Origin of the sequence: Sneathiella sp. (assembly GCF_041689005.1) — a bacterium.
GTDB lineage: Bacteria > Pseudomonadota > Alphaproteobacteria > Sneathiellales > Sneathiellaceae > Sneathiella.
This window is the reverse complement of the sequence record NZ_JBDNHC010000019.1, coordinates 25498-43052: the sequence shown is the minus strand read 5'-3', so window position 1 is coordinate 43052 and position 17555 is coordinate 25498. Positions and strand designations below refer to the sequence as shown.

The following is a 17555-nucleotide window of genomic DNA, read 5'->3' as shown; positions in this document are numbered from 1 at the left end:
TTGCCAGGTTTGATGACGAACCGGAACCACCAAAACCGGGCCAGCGACCTGCGCGACCGCCACGGGGCAAGCGTAAAACGATAACGAAACCGGATGGCCCGACGTCCACCGCAACCGGCACGCATAAACGGCAAATCCTGAAAGCCCGGACGGCGCCCAAGCGGTCGCGATAATGCGAATTGTCGGTGGAAAGTTTCGGGGCAAAAAGCTACTCCTGCCTGTAGACAAACGTATCCGCCCGACATCGGATCGGACCCGCGAAGCCTTGTTCAATATTCTAGCTCATGATGGCGGGATGCGGAGCGAATTCGGCGCCCTTCCCCACAATGCCCGGGTCCTTGATGTTTTTGCCGGAACCGGCGCGCTTGGGCTTGAAGCCCTGTCAAGAGAGGCCAAGCATGTAACATTTATCGATAACCATCCACAAAGCCTCAAACTGATAAAGGAAAATGTCCAGAATATCAGTGCAACAGGCGCCGCCGATATGCTCAACAGGGATGGTGCAAAACCGGGCATCGCTGGTGAGCCTTATGACCTAATATTGCTCGACCCCCCTTATCAGGGAGGGCTTGTTACACCCTGTATCAAGGGGCTCCTTGCGGGAAACTGGTTAAAACCAGCGGCAGTTATGGTAGTGGAACTTGCAGCAAAAGAAGCCTTTACCGCGCCTGATACGCTTGACCTTCTGAAAGAGCGCACCTATGGCGCGGCGCGGCTCCTGTTTTTCAAACTACGCTAGGCCCCCTTCCCTATACCGGACTCAATGTGACGATATTTTCCAAACTGTTCCGCGATAAGCGCGTGCCGCTCGGAAAATGAAGGCAGTTGCGAGAAGGTCAGTAACGGTTCAGCGAGAGGGTGAAACGCTGTGTTCTGAAATTCAAGTGACAGGCTGAGGCGGGGATTTTCTGCCTGATCCGTATAGGCGCCGCCCCAATGATATAAATCCTGTGCCCATCCAAGGAGGGAGCCCGCCTTAACCGGAAGCGCCCGCGCCGCCTCACCATTACGGAGGCGGACGGACATGCATCCATTATTCTCAGTCGCATCGGTAAGCGGCAGCCATAGGGAGAGACTCATAAGAAGTTTGTCACCGTTCACGTCAAAAACTGTTTGCGCATCACAGTCGCGATGCATCGACCATCCGGAATCTCCCTCTTTTGCAAGATGCCAAGCCCACAGATTGGGCAAAACTGCAAAATTATTGCCGAGAAAATAATGCAAAAGACAGCTCAGCCGAGCAAATAGCTGCCACGGCTGATCATAGACATAGATATAAACCGGCGGAATCGCCTGATCGTGAAGCGTCTGCATCGCCTCACGTACTGGTTTTATGCTGGACTCCTGGAAAATGCGAGGAAACTGCATATATCCCTCCGCCCAGAAAGTCTCGGCGATGGTTTTGAGCTCGAAATTGGAAAGCGCAATGTCTTCGACTTTCACGTCCCCGCCGATTGTGAGTTCCGGCGCGAGGGAAAGCCAGTCCTGTTCATTGAAACTATCAGGCATATTGCCCCGCCACATAACCGGAGGACCAGGCCCACTGGAAGTTATATCCGCCGAGAAACCCGGTGACGTCAACAGCCTCACCAATAAAATATAGGCCCGGAACAGACTTTATCTCCATGGTTTTTGAATTAAGCTCGTCCGTGCTAACCCCGCCCACCGTGACTTCCGCCTTGGCAAACCCTTCGGTCCCGTTGGGAAGAAGTTTCACCCGGTTGATGGCTGCTGCAAGCTTTTGAATGAGTTTATCTGAACAATTACCGAGTTCGGGCAATGAAGGAAATTCCGCAAGCAGCTTAACAACCAAACGGCTGGCTAAATGCTCTCCCAGGATTTTGGCGACATTGGATTTGGGCTGATCGCGCCGCTTGTCTTTCAGCAAGGTCTCACAATTGACGTCCGGCAGGAAATCAATGTAAATCGGCTCTCCTGTCTGCCAGAAGGAGGAAATCTGCAAAATCGCCGGGCCGCTTAATCCGCGATGGGTAAACAACAGATTTTCCCGGAAGCTGGTTTTCCTGCAATGGATCATTACATCCGCAGAAATCCCCGTCAGCTCGGAAAAACGCATCTTATCCTTGGGATCGAACGTCAGCGGCACCAGGCCCGGTTTTGGCGTCACAAGTTGAAGGCCAAAGGTTTTCGCTATCCGATAGGCAAAATCATTCGCCCCAAGCTTCGGAATAGAAAGCCCGCCCGTTGCGATCACGACAGAGGACGCCGAAATACTCCGGTCGTTCACCGAGACCGCAAAACAGTCGTCGCATTGGCGGATGGCCTTCGCGCCCGCATCCCGCCAGATACTGACATTCGCCTCCGCGCATTCCGCCTCCAGCAAGTCAACGATGGCGGCGGCACTGCCGTCACAGAAAAGTTGACCCAGCTTCTTCTCGTGATAGGCAATTCCCTGTTTCTCAACCAGAGAGATAAAATCCGTTTGCGTATATCGAGTGAGAGCCGACTTACAAAAATGGGGGTTGTTCGAGAGAAAACTCTCGGGTCGAGCAAAGATATTCGTAAAATTGCAACGGCCCCCACCAGAAATCAGGATCTTTTGACCGGTCTTTTTCGCTTTTTCTAGAAGCAAAACTTGCCGACCGCGTTTTCCCGCCTCAAGGGCACACATCATCCCCGCGGCTCCGGCCCCGATAATAATGACATCAAATTCCTGCTTCGGCGCAGAACTCATGCTAGCAGCCTTATATATGTTTAAATGCGAGATTTAACGGCGCCCGAACAGCTTTTCAATATCACTTAATTGCAGTTCAACATAAGTTGGGCGTCCGTGGTTACATTGTCCGCTGTGCGGGGTAATTTCCATTTCCCGAAGCAACGCATTCATTTCGTCAATTGAAAGACGTCTCCCGGCCCTCACAGATCCGTGGCAGGCCATGGTCGCACAAACATCGTCCAGCCGGTCTTTCAGGGCGAGGGCCGTGTCCAATTCTCCAAGGTCGTCAGCGAGATCCTGAACAAGGCCTTTTATATTGCAATCCCCGAGCATGGCCGGGGTTTCGCGCACGACCACGGCGCCAATACCGAAGGGCTCCAGCACCAGCCCCATTTCAGCAAGTTCTTCCGCCCGCTCAGCAAGCCTACCGGCCGCGACTTCTTCCAGTTCGACCACCTCAGGCAAAAGCAGCATTTGCCGGGCAACCCGTTTTTCCGCCAGTTGCTTCTTCATGCGTTCCATGACCAAACGTTCATGGGCCGCATGCTGGTCAACGAGGATCAGGCCGTTTGTCGTCTGCGCGACAATATAGGTTTCATGCAGCTGGCTACGGGCTGCACCGAGCGGGTATTGTTCCAGTTGTGGCCCCGAAGATGACTTTCCCATACTGCTGTCAGCCGCCCGCGCCATCGGCGGTGAGTCGCTGGCAAGGGGAGCCTGATAGGCGCTGTTTTCTTCGGCAAGACCCGGGGAAATAGCCGCCGGCATTTCATTCCATCGGCCCCATCCGCCGGACCCTCCTGCCCGTGATTGCAGGGGAAGAGGGGACATCGTTTCATTGCGAAACGCGCCGAGGGCCTGCCCGGATATCGTGGAGGAAGCACGGTGTCCATGTTCGGCCAGGGCGTGACGAAGTGCGCCAACGATAAGACCGCGAACACCGCCGGAATCCCGAAAGCGTACTTCCGCCTTTGCCGGATGAACATTGACATCCACCTGATCCGGCGGCAGTTCAAGAAACAGCGCCAGCAACGGATGCCGGTTGCGGGCCAGCAGATCCATATAGGCCCCGCGTACAGCTCCCGTAAAGAGCTTGTCGCGAACCGGGCGGCCGTTGACGAACATGAATTGCATGGCCGCATTACCGCGATTGAACGTTGGAACCCCGGCGTAGCCCGCGAGCCTTATACCGTCCCGTTCAGCATCGATTTTGATCGCATTATTAGCAAAATCACGCCCCATGATCGCGCTCAAGCGGTCAAGCCAGGCTTCAAACAAATCGCCTTGCGCCGCATTCACACGAAGCGCAACCCGGCTGTCGTCAGCAATTGTGAAGGCGATTGACGGATAGGCCATGGCGAGCCGTCGAAGCGCATCGAGGGCCGCCCCGAATTCCGCTCGCTCTGTTTTCAGGAATTTAAGACGTGCCGGTGTGGCAAAGAAAATGTCCCGGACTTCGACTCGCGTCCCTTCCGTTCCCCCAACGGGCTCAACCGGGCCGTGGCGGCCCCCTTCGACGGTTCGGGACCAGGCATTTTTCGCCTTTTCAGGCCGAGTGGTGATCGTCATCCTGCTGACAGAGGCTATGGAAGGGATGGCCTCACCCCGGAACCCCAGGTTCTGGATAAAAACCAGGTCATCATCCGGGAGCTTTGATGTCGCGTGGCGCTCGAACGACAGCATAAGTTCATCGGCCGTCATTCCCGCCCCATTGTCGGTTACGGTGATCAGCGACCGGCCGCCGTTCCGCATCACAACATCGATTTTTGTTGCACCGGCATCTATGGCGTTTTCGACCAGTTCCTTAACTGCCGAAGCCGGTCGTTCCACGACTTCACCGGCGGCGATCTGGTTGACAATATTTTCTGGAAGGCGTCTTAACGTCATTATCTGTCCTGCAGGATTATCGGTCCCGACAGTAACAAAATAACGGTCCCTAACCTATTGCTTTTTGACACCTGCCCCCATGGGGTCAAGTCCAACTGGCTTGCCGACAACGACCACAATCAGCTTTTCGGGATCAAGTATTTTCCGAGCAACCCGTTTGACATCTGCCTGAGTTACGGCATTGATAAGAGAGGCCCGCTGGTCCAGGTACTTAATCGGGAGATCGCTCACTTGCATGGCGACCAGAATGCCTGCAATGCTTGCGTTTGAGGACAGGCTCAAGGGGAAGGAGCCATTTAGATAAGTCTTGGCATTGGAAAGCTCATCAGCTGTAACCCCATTTTCTCGAATCCCCGCTATTTCCTGCTCAACAAGTGATAATGCTTTTTTCACCGACGCATTCCCTGTCCCGAACCCACCCAGCTGCAGGCCCGAGGCGTCCAGTGGGTAAAGATAGGTGTAGATGGAATACACCAGACCCCTTTTTTCCCGAACTTCATCAGTCAGGCGCGATTCAAAACTGCCGCCACCCAGAATGTAATTCAACACATATGCCGCGTAATAATCCGGGTCATCCCGTTTCACGCCTTGCCCCCCGAAAGTGACCAGACTTTGAGGGATATCCTGCGGGATAATTTCGATCGCCGCTTCCGCCAGGGGTTTCACGTCTGGAATGGGGCGTGCAGTTGCCGTCGCCGGGAGCGCCCCGAAAGTACTATCCAGTAAGGCGGCCAGCTTTTTTGCATCGATATCGCCGACCACGCCGATAATCATGTTATCCTTGCCAAGCGCGGTTTTAGCAAAATCTGCAAGATCTTGGCGGGTGACTGCTGCCATCGTTTTGAGTGTCCCGTCCGTTGGCTGGCTATAGGGATGATCCCCAAACGCCAAACGGAACCATGCCTCCCCCGCAAGACTCCTCGGGTCCGAGAGTTGTCTATTCAGCGACGTCAGGATTTGCGCCCTGATGCGCTCTACCGGCTCCTCGTCAAATCGGGGCGCGCTGAGCGCCAGGCCAAGCAGGCGGAAGGCTTCATCGGTATTTTCACTGAGCGTTTTAAGGCTGCCCGAGAAATTATCCTTACCAACGTCGAAACTAAGCTCGATTGCAAGGTCGGAAAGCCGTCCCTGAAAGGCCTTGCTGTCGAGCTCACCGGCGCCCTCATCCATGGTCGAGGCGGCAAGATGAGCCAAGCCAGCCTTGTCCGCAGGATCAAGGCTGGATCCACCGCGCCAGACGACATTCATGCTCACGATAGGGATCGAATGTTCTTCAACCAGCCAGGCTTTAATGCCACCGGGGCTGACGACTTCCTGTATGTCAGCCGCCCGTACCGGCACGCTGAATAACCCGATTAAAAGCAGGCCGACGAAAATGGCCATTAGGGAGCGAGGTCTTTGTATATGCATTTCCTAACTTCTCACATTTTCTGGCAGCAGCCGGCCGACAACCGATCTCCGCTCATCAAACAGGCGTTGTGCCGCGGACTGGACATCCTCGGCCGATACTTCGGAAATGTGTTTTGGCCAGTCGACAATTTGCTCAAGTGCCTCTCCACTCGCAAGGGCGGCGCCAAATATATTTGCGGCCCCCCGAATGCTGTCGCGCGCATAGATCGCATCGGCCAGCATTTGCCTTTTCGCACGGGCCAACTCTGTCTCCGTCACCCCGTTTGCAACGATGTCAGCAACAATTTCCTGTACCGCCGCTTCAACCTGGTCAAGGTCATAATTGGCAGTCGGACTTGCATAGACAACAAAGGTCGATTTATCATAAGAGCCCGACTGGTAGTAGGCTCCGGCGTCGGAGGCGATTTTCTTATCGACGACAAGTCCGCCGTAAAGACGACTGGTCACGCCGCCACCGAGAATTTCGCTAAGGACTTCCAGTGCCCTTATGTTTTTCTGGTCCTTGCTGCGCGTTGACGGGGCGAGATAGCTTTGTTGCCACGACGGTTGGCGTACACGTTTGTCGCTCATCTCAACGGTGCGCTTGGCGAGTTGAGGCGGTTCCTGTACCCGCTCCCGTTTGGGAATATCAACGGCCTTGATCGGTCCATAATATTTTCGCGCCATGTCGAAGACCTCTTCGGCCTTAACGTCGCCGGCAACAATTAAAATGGCATTATTCGGGGCATAATAAGTTTTATACCAGTCGACAGCATCCTGGGTCGTCAACTGCTCAATTTCATGATGCCAGCCAATTACCGGCGTACCGTATGGGTGGGCGAGAAATTGGGCCGCATTAAACTGTTCGGCAAAAAGGGCAGAGGGATTATTGTCTGTGCGCATCGATCTTTCCTCAAGCACGACTTGCAGCTCCGGCCCAACCGTCTCATCGGTCAAAACTAGATTAGCCATCCGGTCGGCCTCCATCTCCATGAATAGTGGAAGCTTGTCGACACTGACATTTTGATAATATGCCGTGTAATCCTGCGACGTGAAGGCGTTCTCCTGTCCGCCGTTTTTAGCAACAATTGAGGAAAATTCCCCCGGCTTCAGCTTATCCGTTCCCTTGAACATCAAATGTTCAAGGAAATGCGCAATACCAGATTTAAGCGGAGGCTCGTCGGCCGCACCGATCTTGTACCAAACCATCTGGGTCACGACCGGCGCCCGGTGATCCTCAAGGACCACGACTTCGAGGCCGTTGTCGAGCGTCGTTATCTTGGGATCGAACAGCGTTGGAATTTTGTCGGCTGAAATGGCCGCTATCGGCCCCGCACATGCCCCTGTCGCTACAAGAAAAAGGAAAAGAAAAGTCTGTCGCCAATGACCCATAAAAATTCTCCGGTCGCGCTATTCCGTCTCTATGAATAAAGACATTGAAATAATATTTACAAGGGAATTATCACATAGTTTCGTGATGCGGTCGGATATGCCCCACGAAAGTCTTGGTTAGAAAGCTGACGTTTGCATCAATGGCAAGGAAATTAATTAAATAGTCCTTCAAGTAACGCCCGCTTTTTTCGCTCAATAATCGGCGTGTCTCCGCCTTCTCCCGGGGTGTCCCCAAGGGCGGCATTTTCCTGAAGACGCTTTTTCTCTTTTGCCGGATTGACCACAGTTCCGTAGGGCGGCTGGTCCTGCCAGAACATAACCCGCTCTAAAAACGATTCGTCGTCTTCGGCCAGCATTGCTGTTTCCGTATTAACAATCTGCCGTATATCCGGATTGACATTTTCGGCACCCGCCTGTCGCAGCAATGCCAACTCGCCAGCCGATATTCCGGCCTCTGCCACTTCATCCTTGGTGACCGGCGCAGGAGCTGCCTGTGCACCCAGAAGAGCCGTTCTCGCGCTGTTCTCGGCGAGTGCGTCCTGAGGCCCCTTTTGCCCCGGAGCCGGCGGCCTCAAGGAAAAATCAGGAGGAATAATCAACGGGGCCTTGGTAATCACCGTGAACTCATCGGGGGCTTTTTTTGTCCCGATTCCAAGTGCTTGTTTCGTACTATCACACCCGGTCAGGGTTATAGCGGCCAACAGGATAAAGCCTATAACAGAGCTCACTCTTTGCATTTAATGCCCCTTTCTTCGCGCTATTTTATCGGATTTCCGGTCCTGAAACAAGTTTTCAAGTACAATAAACGCGACGCCAACGATAATTGCCATATCCGCGACATTAAACGCCGGCCAGCGCATGAAGATGAGATCAAAATCGAAAAAATCCGCGACTGCGCCAAGGCGAACGCGATCGATTATATTTCCCACTGCGCCGCCAAGAACAAACCCGAGACCAATGGCAAGGACCTTATTTGTCGCCTTTCCAAGCCAGACGATGATCACGATGGAAATTACACTGGAAACTCCTACCAAAATCCACCGCATATTATCCCCGGCAAACATGCCAAAGCTGACACCGCGGTTCCAGACCATGACCAGATTGAAAAAGGATGTAACTTCGATGCCAAGCGGATGCGCGGCCATCACATCTATCAGGTAGATCTTGCTGATCTGGTCAATTGCCAATACGGCGATCGCGACGATTATCCCAATGCGGAACATAAATGTTACGCCTCTTCCTGAAGCGACAAGCTATCGACAACATCGGCACAGCGAACACAAAGATCGGCGTGATTTTCATTGGTTCCCACTTCGTCCAGAACCTTCCAGCAACGTTCACATTTCTGACCATCCGCAAGCGCTGACACAACGGCAACTCCAGCGACCTCTTCAAGTCTGAACGCGCCCTCCGGCGCCGCTTCGGTCGAAATTGTCACCCCGGACGTGATGCAGATATCCGCTAGATTTAGCCCGTCGAGAACAGCTTTATATGCCTCCGTCACATATACGGTTGGCGTCGCCTGCAAACTCGATCCAATCCGCTTTTCGCGCCGTTCGATCTCGAGCGCGCCGGTTACCACACGGCGGAAAGCTCGCACACTGAACCAGCGGTCTATAAGCGCGCCGTTCTCCCATTCAGCCGGGATTTCAGGGAACTGGCGCAGATGCACACTACTTTCATCGCCCGGAAACCGGGTCAGCCAGGTTTCTTCCGCCGTGAAGACAAGCATGGGTGCCAGCCAAGCTGTCAGGCAGTTGAAGAGATGGTCAAGGACTGTGCGCGCGGCACGGCGGCGTATATCATTTTTGCCATCGCAATAAAGGACGTCTTTGCGGATATCAAAGTAAAAGGCAGACAGTTCCAGTGTACAGAAATTATGAATAGCCGAAAAAACACGGCTGAATTCATAAACAGTGCAATTCCGACGAATTAGCAGATCAAGTTCCGACAAGCGATGCAAGACCCATTTCTCAAGTTCCGGCATCTCTGCAACTTCAAGCCGCTCCTCCTCCTCCCAGCCATCGAGGTTGCCGAGGATGAAGCGCAAGGTATTGCGAAGCCGACGATAACTGTCGACTTGCCCCTTAACGATCTCGTCGCCAATACGCATATCCTCGGAATAATCAGAGGCGACAACCCAAAGCCGCAATATATCGGCGCCGTTCACGTCTATGATTTTCTGCGGCGCAATGACATTGCCGAGAGACTTCGACATCTTGCGACCCTTCCCGTCCATGACAAAGCCATGGGTCAAGACGGCATCATAGGGCGCACGGCCACGGGTCCCACAGGATTCCAGCAAGGATGAATGGAACCAGCCCCGATGCTGATCAGTGCCTTCCAGATAAAGCGATGCGGGCCATCGCAGCTCCGGTCTCGCCTCGAGCGTAAAGGCATGAGTACAGCCGGAATCGAACCAGACATCCAGAATGTCTCTCGCCATTTCATAGTCATTGGCATCATAGTCATTGCCAAGGAATCGTGAGGACGGGGATTCAAACCAGGCATCCGCCCCCTCATCTTCCATGATATCCAGAATGCGAGCGTTTATTGTCTCGTCACGGAGTAGCTCACCCGTTTCTTTATGGGTGAAAACAGTTATCGGGACACCCCAGGCACGCTGCCGGGACAAGACCCAGTCGGGCCGGCCCGATATCATAGCATGCATACGATTGCGCCCTGATGCCGGAAACCATTTGGTCTCGTCAATCGCTTTCAGGGCCTTATCGCGCAAGTCATTGGTTTTCATGGAGATGAACCACTGACTGGTATTCCGGAAAATCAATGGTGCCTTTGATCGCCACGAATGCGGATATGAATGAACCAGTTTCCCACGTTTAAGAAGCGCCCCGGCCTTTTCCAGTTCATCAGCAACATTCTCATTGCACTTATAGACATGCTGTCCGGCAAACATTGGCACATGATCATAGAAGGTGCCGTCTTCACCCACCGTCTGCGGTATTTCCAGCCCATGAACCAATCCGACTTCATAGTCTTCCTGACCATGCCCCGGTGCCGTATGAACGAAGCCGGTACCGGCATCCATGGTGACGTGGTCGCCGTCAACAACAGGGACATCAAAATCATAGCCCTGACCCTTAAAGGGATGATCGCAGATAACACCTTTGAAGGCCGCTCCCTTGCCCTCCCAAAAGATGTCGGCACCAGAAATGCCGGTTTCCTTTTTGACAGCATCCAGAAGATCTGCGGCAACAAACAGCTTCTCGCCCACAACGGCGAGCGATCCGTCCTCTACTCCGGTAACTGTCACGCCGACATAATCCATGTCCTCGCCATAGGCGATGGCGCGGTTGCCCGGCATGGTCCAGGGTGTCGTCGTCCAGATGACGATGGATGCTCCCTTGAATTCTTCCGGGCCGGATCTTACCGGAAAGCGAACATGGATCGTCGTTGACGTATGATCGTGATATTCAAGTTCAGCCTCAGCCAGCGCTGTCTTCTCAACCGGTGACCACATGACCGGCTTCGATCCACGATAGAGCCCACCGTTCATGAGGAATTTGAGTAGCTCACGCACAATCTGTGCTTCCGCGTCATAGCTCATGGTCAAATAGGGCCGTTCCCAATCGCCAATCACGCCAAGACGCTTGAACTCCTGCTTTTGGATATCAACCCAATAAGTTGCAAAATCCCGGCATTCCTTGCGAAATTCCGCGACCGGCACGTCGTCCTTGTCTTTTCCAGCTTTCCTGTATTTTTCTTCAATTTTCCATTCAATCGGCAAGCCATGACAGTCCCAGCCCGGCACATAATGGGCATTCTTCCCCATCATCTGCTGCGAGCGATTGATGACATCCTTCAAAATCTTGTTCATGGCGTGGCCAATATGCAAATTGCCATTGGCATAGGGTGGCCCATCATGGAGAATGAATTTCTCGGCGTCCTTTGATTGCGCCCTCTGGCGTTCAAACAAATCCATTTTCTCCCAGCGATCGAGCAACCCGGGTTCCTTGGCCGGAAGCCCGCCCTTCATTGGGAAGTCAGTACGAGGTAAAAAAAGCGTCGATTTATAGTCAGTGCTCATGGCGGCAAACTGATCCTAACAGTGTCAAAATATCTTGGTAAACATGCGGCGAAAAACGCCGAAATTCTCTGGCTTTCATCCTGGTCATCAGGCATGAACCTTCTTTACCCGGCCTTATCCGAAGAAGACCGGGATTGTAATTCGTTCATAAACGCCGTGGCTGGCGCTTTCACCCTTGTGAACTGCCAAAAACTCTATCATGGCAAGTCTTTTACCAACTCCGTTATCCGCTGTCGAGAAATCAAAGGCAAAAAATGGACAATGTTAAGAAAGGGTCTTCTTGTCCGCATATTTGGTTTGCCGGTTGTCCGGCTCCGCCAAAATTGTTCGCGCGGCCTTTACATCCAGGGCAATCTGCACCGTAAGCTCATCAATCCCTGCAAATTTCATTTCAGGCCGGATAAAGTCAACGAACGCGACTCTCGACGTCTGCCCGTATAAATCTCCCGACCAGTCCAGAATATGAACTTCCAGCAGCACATCTTTTTTATCAAAAGTGGGGCGCTTGCCAAAATTTGCGACACCATTGATCCAGTCGACATGCGTCCCATTTTGCAGGCCGACCCGGACCGCATAGACCCCTAGTTTTGGATGATGATAGCCGACAAGAGGAATATTTGCCGTTGGAAAGCCAACTGTACGGCCGCGCCTGTCACCGTCAACGACCGTGCCTTCCACCTCCCACCAATGGCCGAGCAGGGCTGCGGCTTTTGACGGATCACCCTGTTTCAGGCATTCGCGTATGGCAGTCGAGGAAAAGATCGTCGTCTCCTCTCCCACCGGTTCCACCACCGTCAGGCCAAATCCGAATTTTTTCGCAAGCGCAGCAAGAACGACCGTTGTTCCCTGCCGCTTGTGACCAAAAATAAAATCATACCCGACGACCACGTGAATGGTCTTATATCCGTCCACTAAAACATCCTTTACGAATTCTTCAGCGGATTTTTGCGAAAAGGCGAGGTCGAATTTAAGGGCGACCATCACGTCGACACCCAGCCATTTCAAATGCGCAGCTTTCGTTTCCAGAGTGGATAACCGAAAAGGTGGAGCATCGGGCGCAAAAAACTCCCGGGAATGAGGCTCAAAGGTCAGGACACCTGACGGCACCCCTAGTTTGTCCGCCTGCTTCTGTGCCTCGGCGATAACTGCCTGATGTCCGCGATGGACACCATCAAAATTACCGATTGCAAGAACCAGCCCCTGACATTCTTCGGGGACTTTACGATAGTCACGCAAAATACGCATGGTACAGATATTCCCGTATATCAAATTTTCTTTTCTTGAATACGCCTTGATACCATTAAAGTAGCGTCCCCTTCCAGTATAACGGTGTCGCCTATGGTACAGACGCAATCAAATCCGACCCGTTTTCCGTTTATTTCCCGCAAAGTCGCGCGGGCGATGACGGTATCCCCAATACAGACCGGCGCCTTGAAACTGAGACTCTGATTTACATAAATCGCCCCGGGTCCCGGCAGCTTGGTCCCAAAAATTGTCGACAGAAGCGCCGCAGACAGCATGCCATGCGCAATACGTTCCTTGAATATTGTTTTTTCCGCAAATTCAGCGTTAAGATGAACAGGGTTTGTATCGCCGGATATTCCCGCAAACATGACAATATCTGCTTCTGTAATTGTCTTGGCATAGACTTCCGTCATACCGACGGTCAAATCTTCAAGATAATACCCATGTAAATCGTCGTAATCAGACATTCAATTCCTACTCTTTTCCGCCGTTGGAAGCGAGGCAATATAGAAGAAATTTTATCGCGGCCGCAAGCGTCTTGCCTATTCACATAAAATAACATTGCCCAACGGGAAACAGTTTCCGCGATGCTTGGTGCAATTTTAACTATTTTTTCAGCTTCCGTGACATACCCTACCCGACACGAGGTATTGTATTACATGAAATTTATTTGAGCCTTGTTCTTTAAAGGTATAAGCAAAAGGGCGATTCCATGGCTGTCGATATGAATATGTCGATTCTTATTGTTGATGATTATAAAACAATGTTGCGTATTATCCGCAACCTATTGAAACAACTTGGATTTAATGTTGTCGATGAAGCCGCAGACGGCTCTGCCGCACTAGCGAAAATGCGCACAAAAAATTATGGGTTGATAATTTCCGACTGGAATATGGAACCGATGACGGGATATCAGCTGTTGAAAGAGGTTCGTGCGGACGAAACCCTGAAAACAACCCCGTTCATCATGATTACAGCCGAATCCAAGACAGAAAATGTTATCGCGGCAAAAAAAGCAGGGGTCAATAACTACATTGTAAAACCATTTAATGCCGCCACGCTGAAAACCAAGATTACGTCCGTTCTGGGCGAATTCTAGTGGCTGAGTTGACTGAAACAGCTCGCCTTCGACAAGAAATTTCTGATCTCCATCAGGATTGCCGGGACCTGGCAAACTTCATTACGGCGGCTAGAAGTGAAATTGCTGAAATGCGCCCCAATGATCTGAAGCAAGACAAGCTGCCCCGCGTGGGAAAAGAGCTTGATGCAATTGTCGAGGCAACCGAAAATGCCACGAACCAGATTATGACCGCGACCGAAAGCATTATGTCCGCCAAGGTGACAGAACCGGATGTCGTCAATGATGCCTGCCTTCAGATATTCGAAGCCTGTTCATTCCAGGACATTACCGGTCAGCGGATAAGCAAGGTAGTTGCCACACTTGAGTATATTGAACAGCATTTGGCCCGGCTGACGAAGGCCTGGGGACATAAATCAGACCAAACCGGATCAGCTGAAATATCCGATCAGGAAACCGATGAGGAAGCCCAGTTACTGAACGGGCCGGCCCTCGCCGGAGAAGGAATTAACCAGCAATTTATTGACACCATTTTCGATGAAAGCGCAACTATAGCGCCCAAGAGCAAAACGTCCCCCGCGCCTGAAACCCCGAAGTCCGAACAACTGTCCGCTCAGGAAGAAATAGACGCGTTGTTCGATTGATCGCCCAGAACAGAAAATATTACCAACACATATGGCCCATGACATAAGTCGGCGTGACGCCATACAGCTTGATGATTTGCTCAACCTGACTGTTGGCCGGAGCGGCCCCGTCAGTCAGCCCCCATTCTTCCGCATGAATGCCGCCCCCAATTAAAACGCTGTCCAGACCCGCCGCCACTGCTCCCTTGATGTCAGTGCGCATACTGTCACCGACAGCCAGGATTCTTGACGGATCCATAATTCCGAGTTTCCCCATCGATCCTTGATATGCTTCAGGATAGGGTTTGCCGAACAGCAGCACCCGGCCGCCGAGCTGCTCATAAAGTGCCGCAATCGACCCGGCGCAATAAATCGTGTTGGTGCCCCGCATGACGGTGAGGTCCGGATTGGCACAGAGCATGGGAAGATTACGTCTTAATGCCTCTTGCAAGAGTGTCCGATAATCTTCAGGCGTTTCAACTTCGTCATTCACCAGACCCGTGCAAATGATGAAGCCAGCTTCGTCGATTGAGGATACCCGGGCATAATCGAGATCTTTCTCCAGGCCTTTATCACGTACCGCACCAATTTGGTAAAATCTTGTCCCCGCTCCCTGCAAAAGAGCATACTGCCGATTTTCCAGAGCCTCGCGCGTCAAATCGCCGGAGGTCAGTATATGGTCATAACAAGTTCGTTCGATGCCCATCTGTGTCAGGAAATCGACGACATAATTATGCGTTCTCGGCGCGTTCGATAACAGGATGAGCGGCGCACCGTTTTCGCGAAGTTTTGCCATACTCTCCAATGCGCCAGGATACGGCGCATGACCGTTATGCACAACACCCCACAGATCCAGTATGAAGCCGTCATAATGGCGGGCGATATCGGCAAGCCCGGGGATAATTTTGAATGTCATTAGTATTCCATATTTTACAAGACAGGGAAAATTGTGACGCCGGTTCGCTAGGTGTTAATTTACCGACTGCGGGGGTCTCGGCACGCCAAAAAGATACCCCTGCCCAAAACCGACTTCCACATCCAGAAGTCCGATAACCGTGTCTTCATCTTCCACCATGCTTGCGATAAGCTCAATATTCTCGCGCAGGAGAGCTTCGCGAAGATCATCAGGATGAATATCCATTGGCAAACCGGCTCCCCCCGGCAATAGATCGGCGGCAGCCACTTTCAGGTAGCGGAAATTATTCTTTCCGACCTCATGAAAATCTAGATTCAGCCTGTGAACATGATCCATCGAAAATGAAAATCCCATTTTAGCAAGAGTGCCCAACCCTTTTCGCACGGTGTCCGTCGCAGCATCGATCTCCTCCTGGGCGAATTCCAGAATAAGGCTTCCCTTTAAATCCTTATTCTGATCCAGAAACTCAACAAATTGCTTGAAAAAAGCTGTATCCCGTAAAGTCCGCGACGAGACATTGACGAAAAACCCGATATCGCTGTTACGCTGGCGAACCCGTCGGATCAGTTGCACACATCGAATGAGCAGAAGATTGTCAATTGTCCCGATAAGGCCGGTACGTTCAGCTACTTCCAGATACTGACCAGGGGTAATCACTTCACCCTTTGGCCCACGAATGCGCGAAAAGGCTTCATAAAAAAGGGTGCGGCGCTGGGGCAGGCGAACGACAGGCTGCAAATACAGATCGACCTTGTTTTCCTGCAGTCCAGAGCGCACGATTTCCAGGATTTCATCATCAGTTGGTTTGCCCGTTGCGTTGTCGCCAGGCGCTTCGCCGATGTCGGGTCTCGCTTTCTCCGAGATCTCATCCTCTGCGGAAAGGATAACTTCCTCTGCCTCCTCGGCTTTTGCGGTGACATCAACTTCGTCTGTCTCCTCGACGGAAAGCTGTTTCAGCAGCTTGCGTAGGATCTGCATTTCCGCGGCAAAGCTATCCATGTTGCCGTCTTTACCCGCGAGACGACCGAGTATCGTCCCAAACCGATCCAATCCACTTTCGGCATCGGCGAGGTCACTTTGCAACTTCCAGACATCCCGCTGAAACCGTGATCGTTCGACATGTCGCATAATAAAGTCATGAAAGAGGGCACATACCAAAAAAAATACACCCGCGGCCCAATATCCGGTAACCGGATTTAACCCGTCAACATACACCGGTGCCTGAACCGCTATAACGATAGCTGACAATATATATGCGGCAACGATAATACCATGATAAAGCACGCGACGTTAACTCCCCCAAACTTTCTTTTGCCTAGTTTAACCAAAATTTTTAATTAGGAAAGCTAATCCGCAAGTGTGGATTCGGCTTGCAAATATCTATTCCCTGACCGGCCGATATGGATATAGTGAAAGAGGGAGAAAACTTAACATAAAGAAGATTAAAAATGGGACGATTAGAGAGCAAGATAACCATCATAACCGGCGGTACAAGCGGGATTGGCTTGCGTACTGTCGAAGTTTTTGCAAAAGAAGGGGCGACGGTCATATTCTCAGGACGACGGGAAGCCGAAGGAAATGCCATTGCCGCCAGACTTGGCGATGCCGTACATTTTGTGCGATCCGATGTCTCGGTCGAGGCCGACATGCAGGCCTTGATCCTCGGGGTTGCCGACAAATATGGGCGAATTGACTGCCTGTTCAACAACGCCGGAGGTCCTGCTCCGGTTGGCAGTATTGAGACAATTGACTATCCAAAAGCAATGGAAGCGTTTGCTCTTCTTTTTGGCGGTGTTCTTCTTGGGATAAAATACGTGGCTCCGATTATGAAAAAGCAGGGATATGGAAGCATCATCAATAACGGGAGTATTGCAGGGCATCTTGCCGGATATTCAACGTCGATGGTCTATAGCAGTGCGAAAGCCGCCGTTCTGCAATTGACCCGCAGTGCCGCGATGGAGCTTGGCGAGTGCAATGTCCGGGTAAACTCGATTTCACCGGGTGCCATTGCCACGGGTATATTCGGCAAAGCCCTCGGCCTCAAGGGACAGGCGGCCGAAGATACTGCCGAAGTCGCCGGGCAATTGCTGTCTCAGGCACAACCTATTCGCCGTGCGGGTCTGCCAGAGGATATTGCGAAGGCGGCATTGTTTCTCGCTTCGGATGACTCCACGTTCGTCAACGCCGCGGACATCGTCGTCGATGGCGGCATGATTGGTGGTCGGCATTGGTCAGCGCATCAGGAAAGTGTCAAGAATCTGGGAAAAGCATTTCGCGGCGAATAAGGAGAAGCATGCCGC

Annotated in this window: 16 protein-coding genes; 4 read left to right on the top strand and 12 right to left on the bottom strand. The window is 52.2% G+C overall.

The genetic code is table 11. The features are described from left to right. Positions 1 to 169 precede the first annotated feature (169 nt). The gene (rsmD, locus tag ACESNI_RS02310) at positions 170 to 739 is read left to right on the top strand and encodes a 16S rRNA (guanine(966)-N(2))-methyltransferase RsmD (RefSeq protein ID WP_373084623.1); all 570 of its coding nucleotides are present in this window, start codon (positions 170 to 172) and stop codon (positions 737 to 739) included. On the opposite strand, the gene ACESNI_RS02305 is transcribed toward rsmD, so the two are convergent. From ACESNI_RS02305 to ACESNI_RS02260, 10 genes are all read right to left on the bottom strand, one after another. Next, a complete protein-coding gene (locus tag ACESNI_RS02305; RefSeq protein WP_373084618.1) occupies positions 736 to 1509 on the bottom strand; it encodes a hypothetical protein in 774 nt (257 codons plus the stop codon). The two genes, rsmD and ACESNI_RS02305, sit on opposite strands and share 4 nt — an antisense overlap. Then, positions 1502 to 2695 (bottom strand): NAD(P)/FAD-dependent oxidoreductase, encoded by a 1194-nt coding sequence (locus ACESNI_RS02300; RefSeq protein ID WP_373084616.1) that lies wholly within the window; start codon positions 2693 to 2695, stop codon positions 1502 to 1504. Before ACESNI_RS02300 ends, ACESNI_RS02305 begins: the two co-directional genes overlap by 8 nt. Positions 2696 to 2728: 33 nt before the next feature. Further along, entirely contained in the window at positions 2729 to 4564 is a 1836-nt protein-coding gene (gene mutL, locus ACESNI_RS02295; protein ID WP_373084614.1) for a DNA mismatch repair endonuclease MutL, read from the bottom strand. 54 nt (positions 4565 to 4618) lie between these two features. After that, complete coding sequence (locus ACESNI_RS02290; protein ID WP_373084612.1) at positions 4619 to 5974, bottom strand: M16 family metallopeptidase; 1356 nt, start codon at positions 5972 to 5974, stop codon at positions 4619 to 4621. 3 nt (positions 5975 to 5977) lie between these two features. Beyond that, on the bottom strand, positions 5978 to 7345 hold the full coding sequence (locus ACESNI_RS02285; RefSeq protein WP_373084610.1) for a M16 family metallopeptidase: 1368 nt from the start codon (positions 7343 to 7345) through the stop codon (positions 5978 to 5980). Positions 7346 to 7497: 152 nt separating this feature from the next. Beyond that, positions 7498 to 8082, bottom strand: a complete 585-nt coding sequence (locus ACESNI_RS02280) for a DUF3035 domain-containing protein (RefSeq protein WP_373084608.1) — start codon at positions 8080 to 8082, stop codon at positions 7498 to 7500. Then, on the bottom strand, positions 8083 to 8568 hold the full coding sequence (gene lspA / locus ACESNI_RS02275; protein WP_373084606.1) for a signal peptidase II: 486 nt from the start codon (positions 8566 to 8568) through the stop codon (positions 8083 to 8085). A 5-nt stretch (positions 8569 to 8573) separates the two neighbouring features. Next, positions 8574 to 11393 (bottom strand): isoleucine--tRNA ligase, encoded by a 2820-nt coding sequence (ileS, locus tag ACESNI_RS02270; RefSeq protein WP_373084603.1) that lies wholly within the window; start codon positions 11391 to 11393, stop codon positions 8574 to 8576. A gap of 264 nt (positions 11394 to 11657) precedes the next feature. Then, a complete protein-coding gene (locus ACESNI_RS02265) occupies positions 11658 to 12638 on the bottom strand; it encodes a bifunctional riboflavin kinase/FAD synthetase (RefSeq protein ID WP_373084600.1) in 981 nt (326 codons plus the stop codon). Between the two features lie 20 nt (positions 12639 to 12658). Further along, positions 12659 to 13105 (bottom strand): MaoC family dehydratase, encoded by a 447-nt coding sequence (locus ACESNI_RS02260; RefSeq protein WP_373084598.1) that lies wholly within the window; start codon positions 13103 to 13105, stop codon positions 12659 to 12661. Between the two features lie 245 nt (positions 13106 to 13350). Between ACESNI_RS02260 and ACESNI_RS02255 the strand changes: the two genes are divergently transcribed. Both ACESNI_RS02255 and ACESNI_RS02250 read left to right on the top strand, forming a co-directional pair. Beyond that, the gene (locus tag ACESNI_RS02255; RefSeq protein WP_373084596.1) at positions 13351 to 13737 is read left to right on the top strand and encodes a response regulator; all 387 of its coding nucleotides are present in this window, start codon (positions 13351 to 13353) and stop codon (positions 13735 to 13737) included. After that, positions 13737 to 14360 carry a protein phosphatase CheZ gene (locus tag ACESNI_RS02250; RefSeq protein ID WP_373084594.1) on the top strand — a complete coding sequence of 208 codons (624 nt, stop codon included), beginning with the start codon at positions 13737 to 13739 and terminating at the stop codon, positions 14358 to 14360. Before ACESNI_RS02255 ends, ACESNI_RS02250 begins: the two co-directional genes overlap by 1 nt. Positions 14361 to 14379: 19 nt before the next feature. On the opposite strand, the gene ACESNI_RS02245 is transcribed toward ACESNI_RS02250, so the two are convergent. Both ACESNI_RS02245 and ACESNI_RS02240 read right to left on the bottom strand, forming a co-directional pair. Continuing rightward, the gene (locus tag ACESNI_RS02245; RefSeq protein ID WP_373084592.1) at positions 14380 to 15255 is read right to left on the bottom strand and encodes a TIGR01459 family HAD-type hydrolase; all 876 of its coding nucleotides are present in this window, start codon (positions 15253 to 15255) and stop codon (positions 14380 to 14382) included. Positions 15256 to 15309: 54 nt separating this feature from the next. Then, positions 15310 to 16383 (bottom strand): EAL domain-containing protein, encoded by a 1074-nt coding sequence (locus tag ACESNI_RS02240; RefSeq protein ID WP_373084590.1) that lies wholly within the window; start codon positions 16381 to 16383, stop codon positions 15310 to 15312. A gap of 320 nt (positions 16384 to 16703) precedes the next feature. Between ACESNI_RS02240 and ACESNI_RS02235 the strand changes: the two genes are divergently transcribed. Then, positions 16704 to 17540: an SDR family NAD(P)-dependent oxidoreductase gene (locus tag ACESNI_RS02235; RefSeq protein WP_373084588.1), complete on the top strand. Its 837-nt coding sequence runs from the start codon at positions 16704 to 16706 to the stop codon at positions 17538 to 17540. The last annotated feature ends 15 nt before the right edge of the window (positions 17541 to 17555 follow it).

What these genes read in the sequence shown, in the direction of transcription:
- ACESNI_RS02305 (WP_373084618.1), bottom strand. Translation starts at nt 1,509, where the DNA reads ATGCCTGATAGTTTCAATGAACAGGACTGGCTTTCCCTCGCGCCGGAA.
- ACESNI_RS02300 (WP_373084616.1), bottom strand. Translation starts at nt 2,695, where the DNA reads ATGAGTTCTGCGCCGAAGCAGGAATTTGATGTCATTATTATCGGGGCC.
- mutL (WP_373084614.1), bottom strand. Translation starts at nt 4,564, where the DNA reads ATGACGTTAAGACGCCTTCCAGAAAATATTGTCAACCAGATCGCCGCC.
- ACESNI_RS02290 (WP_373084612.1), bottom strand. Translation starts at nt 5,974, where the DNA reads ATGCATATACAAAGACCTCGCTCCCTAATGGCCATTTTCGTCGGCCTG.
- ACESNI_RS02285 (WP_373084610.1), bottom strand. Translation starts at nt 7,345, where the DNA reads ATGGGTCATTGGCGACAGACTTTTCTTTTCCTTTTTCTTGTAGCGACA.
- ACESNI_RS02280 (WP_373084608.1), bottom strand. Translation starts at nt 8,082, where the DNA reads ATGCAAAGAGTGAGCTCTGTTATAGGCTTTATCCTGTTGGCCGCTATA.
- lspA (WP_373084606.1), bottom strand. Translation starts at nt 8,568, where the DNA reads ATGTTCCGCATTGGGATAATCGTCGCGATCGCCGTATTGGCAATTGAC.
- ileS (WP_373084603.1), bottom strand. Translation starts at nt 11,393, where the DNA reads ATGAGCACTGACTATAAATCGACGCTTTTTTTACCTCGTACTGACTTC.
- ACESNI_RS02265 (WP_373084600.1), bottom strand. Translation starts at nt 12,638, where the DNA reads ATGCGTATTTTGCGTGACTATCGTAAAGTCCCCGAAGAATGTCAGGGG.
- ACESNI_RS02260 (WP_373084598.1), bottom strand. Translation starts at nt 13,105, where the DNA reads ATGTCTGATTACGACGATTTACATGGGTATTATCTTGAAGATTTGACC.
- ACESNI_RS02255 (WP_373084596.1), top strand. Translation starts at nt 13,351, where the DNA reads ATGGCTGTCGATATGAATATGTCGATTCTTATTGTTGATGATTATAAA.
- ACESNI_RS02245 (WP_373084592.1), bottom strand. Translation starts at nt 15,255, where the DNA reads ATGACATTCAAAATTATCCCCGGGCTTGCCGATATCGCCCGCCATTAT.
- ACESNI_RS02240 (WP_373084590.1), bottom strand. Translation starts at nt 16,383, where the DNA reads ATGCGACATGTCGAACGATCACGGTTTCAGCGGGATGTCTGGAAGTTG.
- ACESNI_RS02235 (WP_373084588.1), top strand. Translation starts at nt 16,704, where the DNA reads ATGGGACGATTAGAGAGCAAGATAACCATCATAACCGGCGGTACAAGC.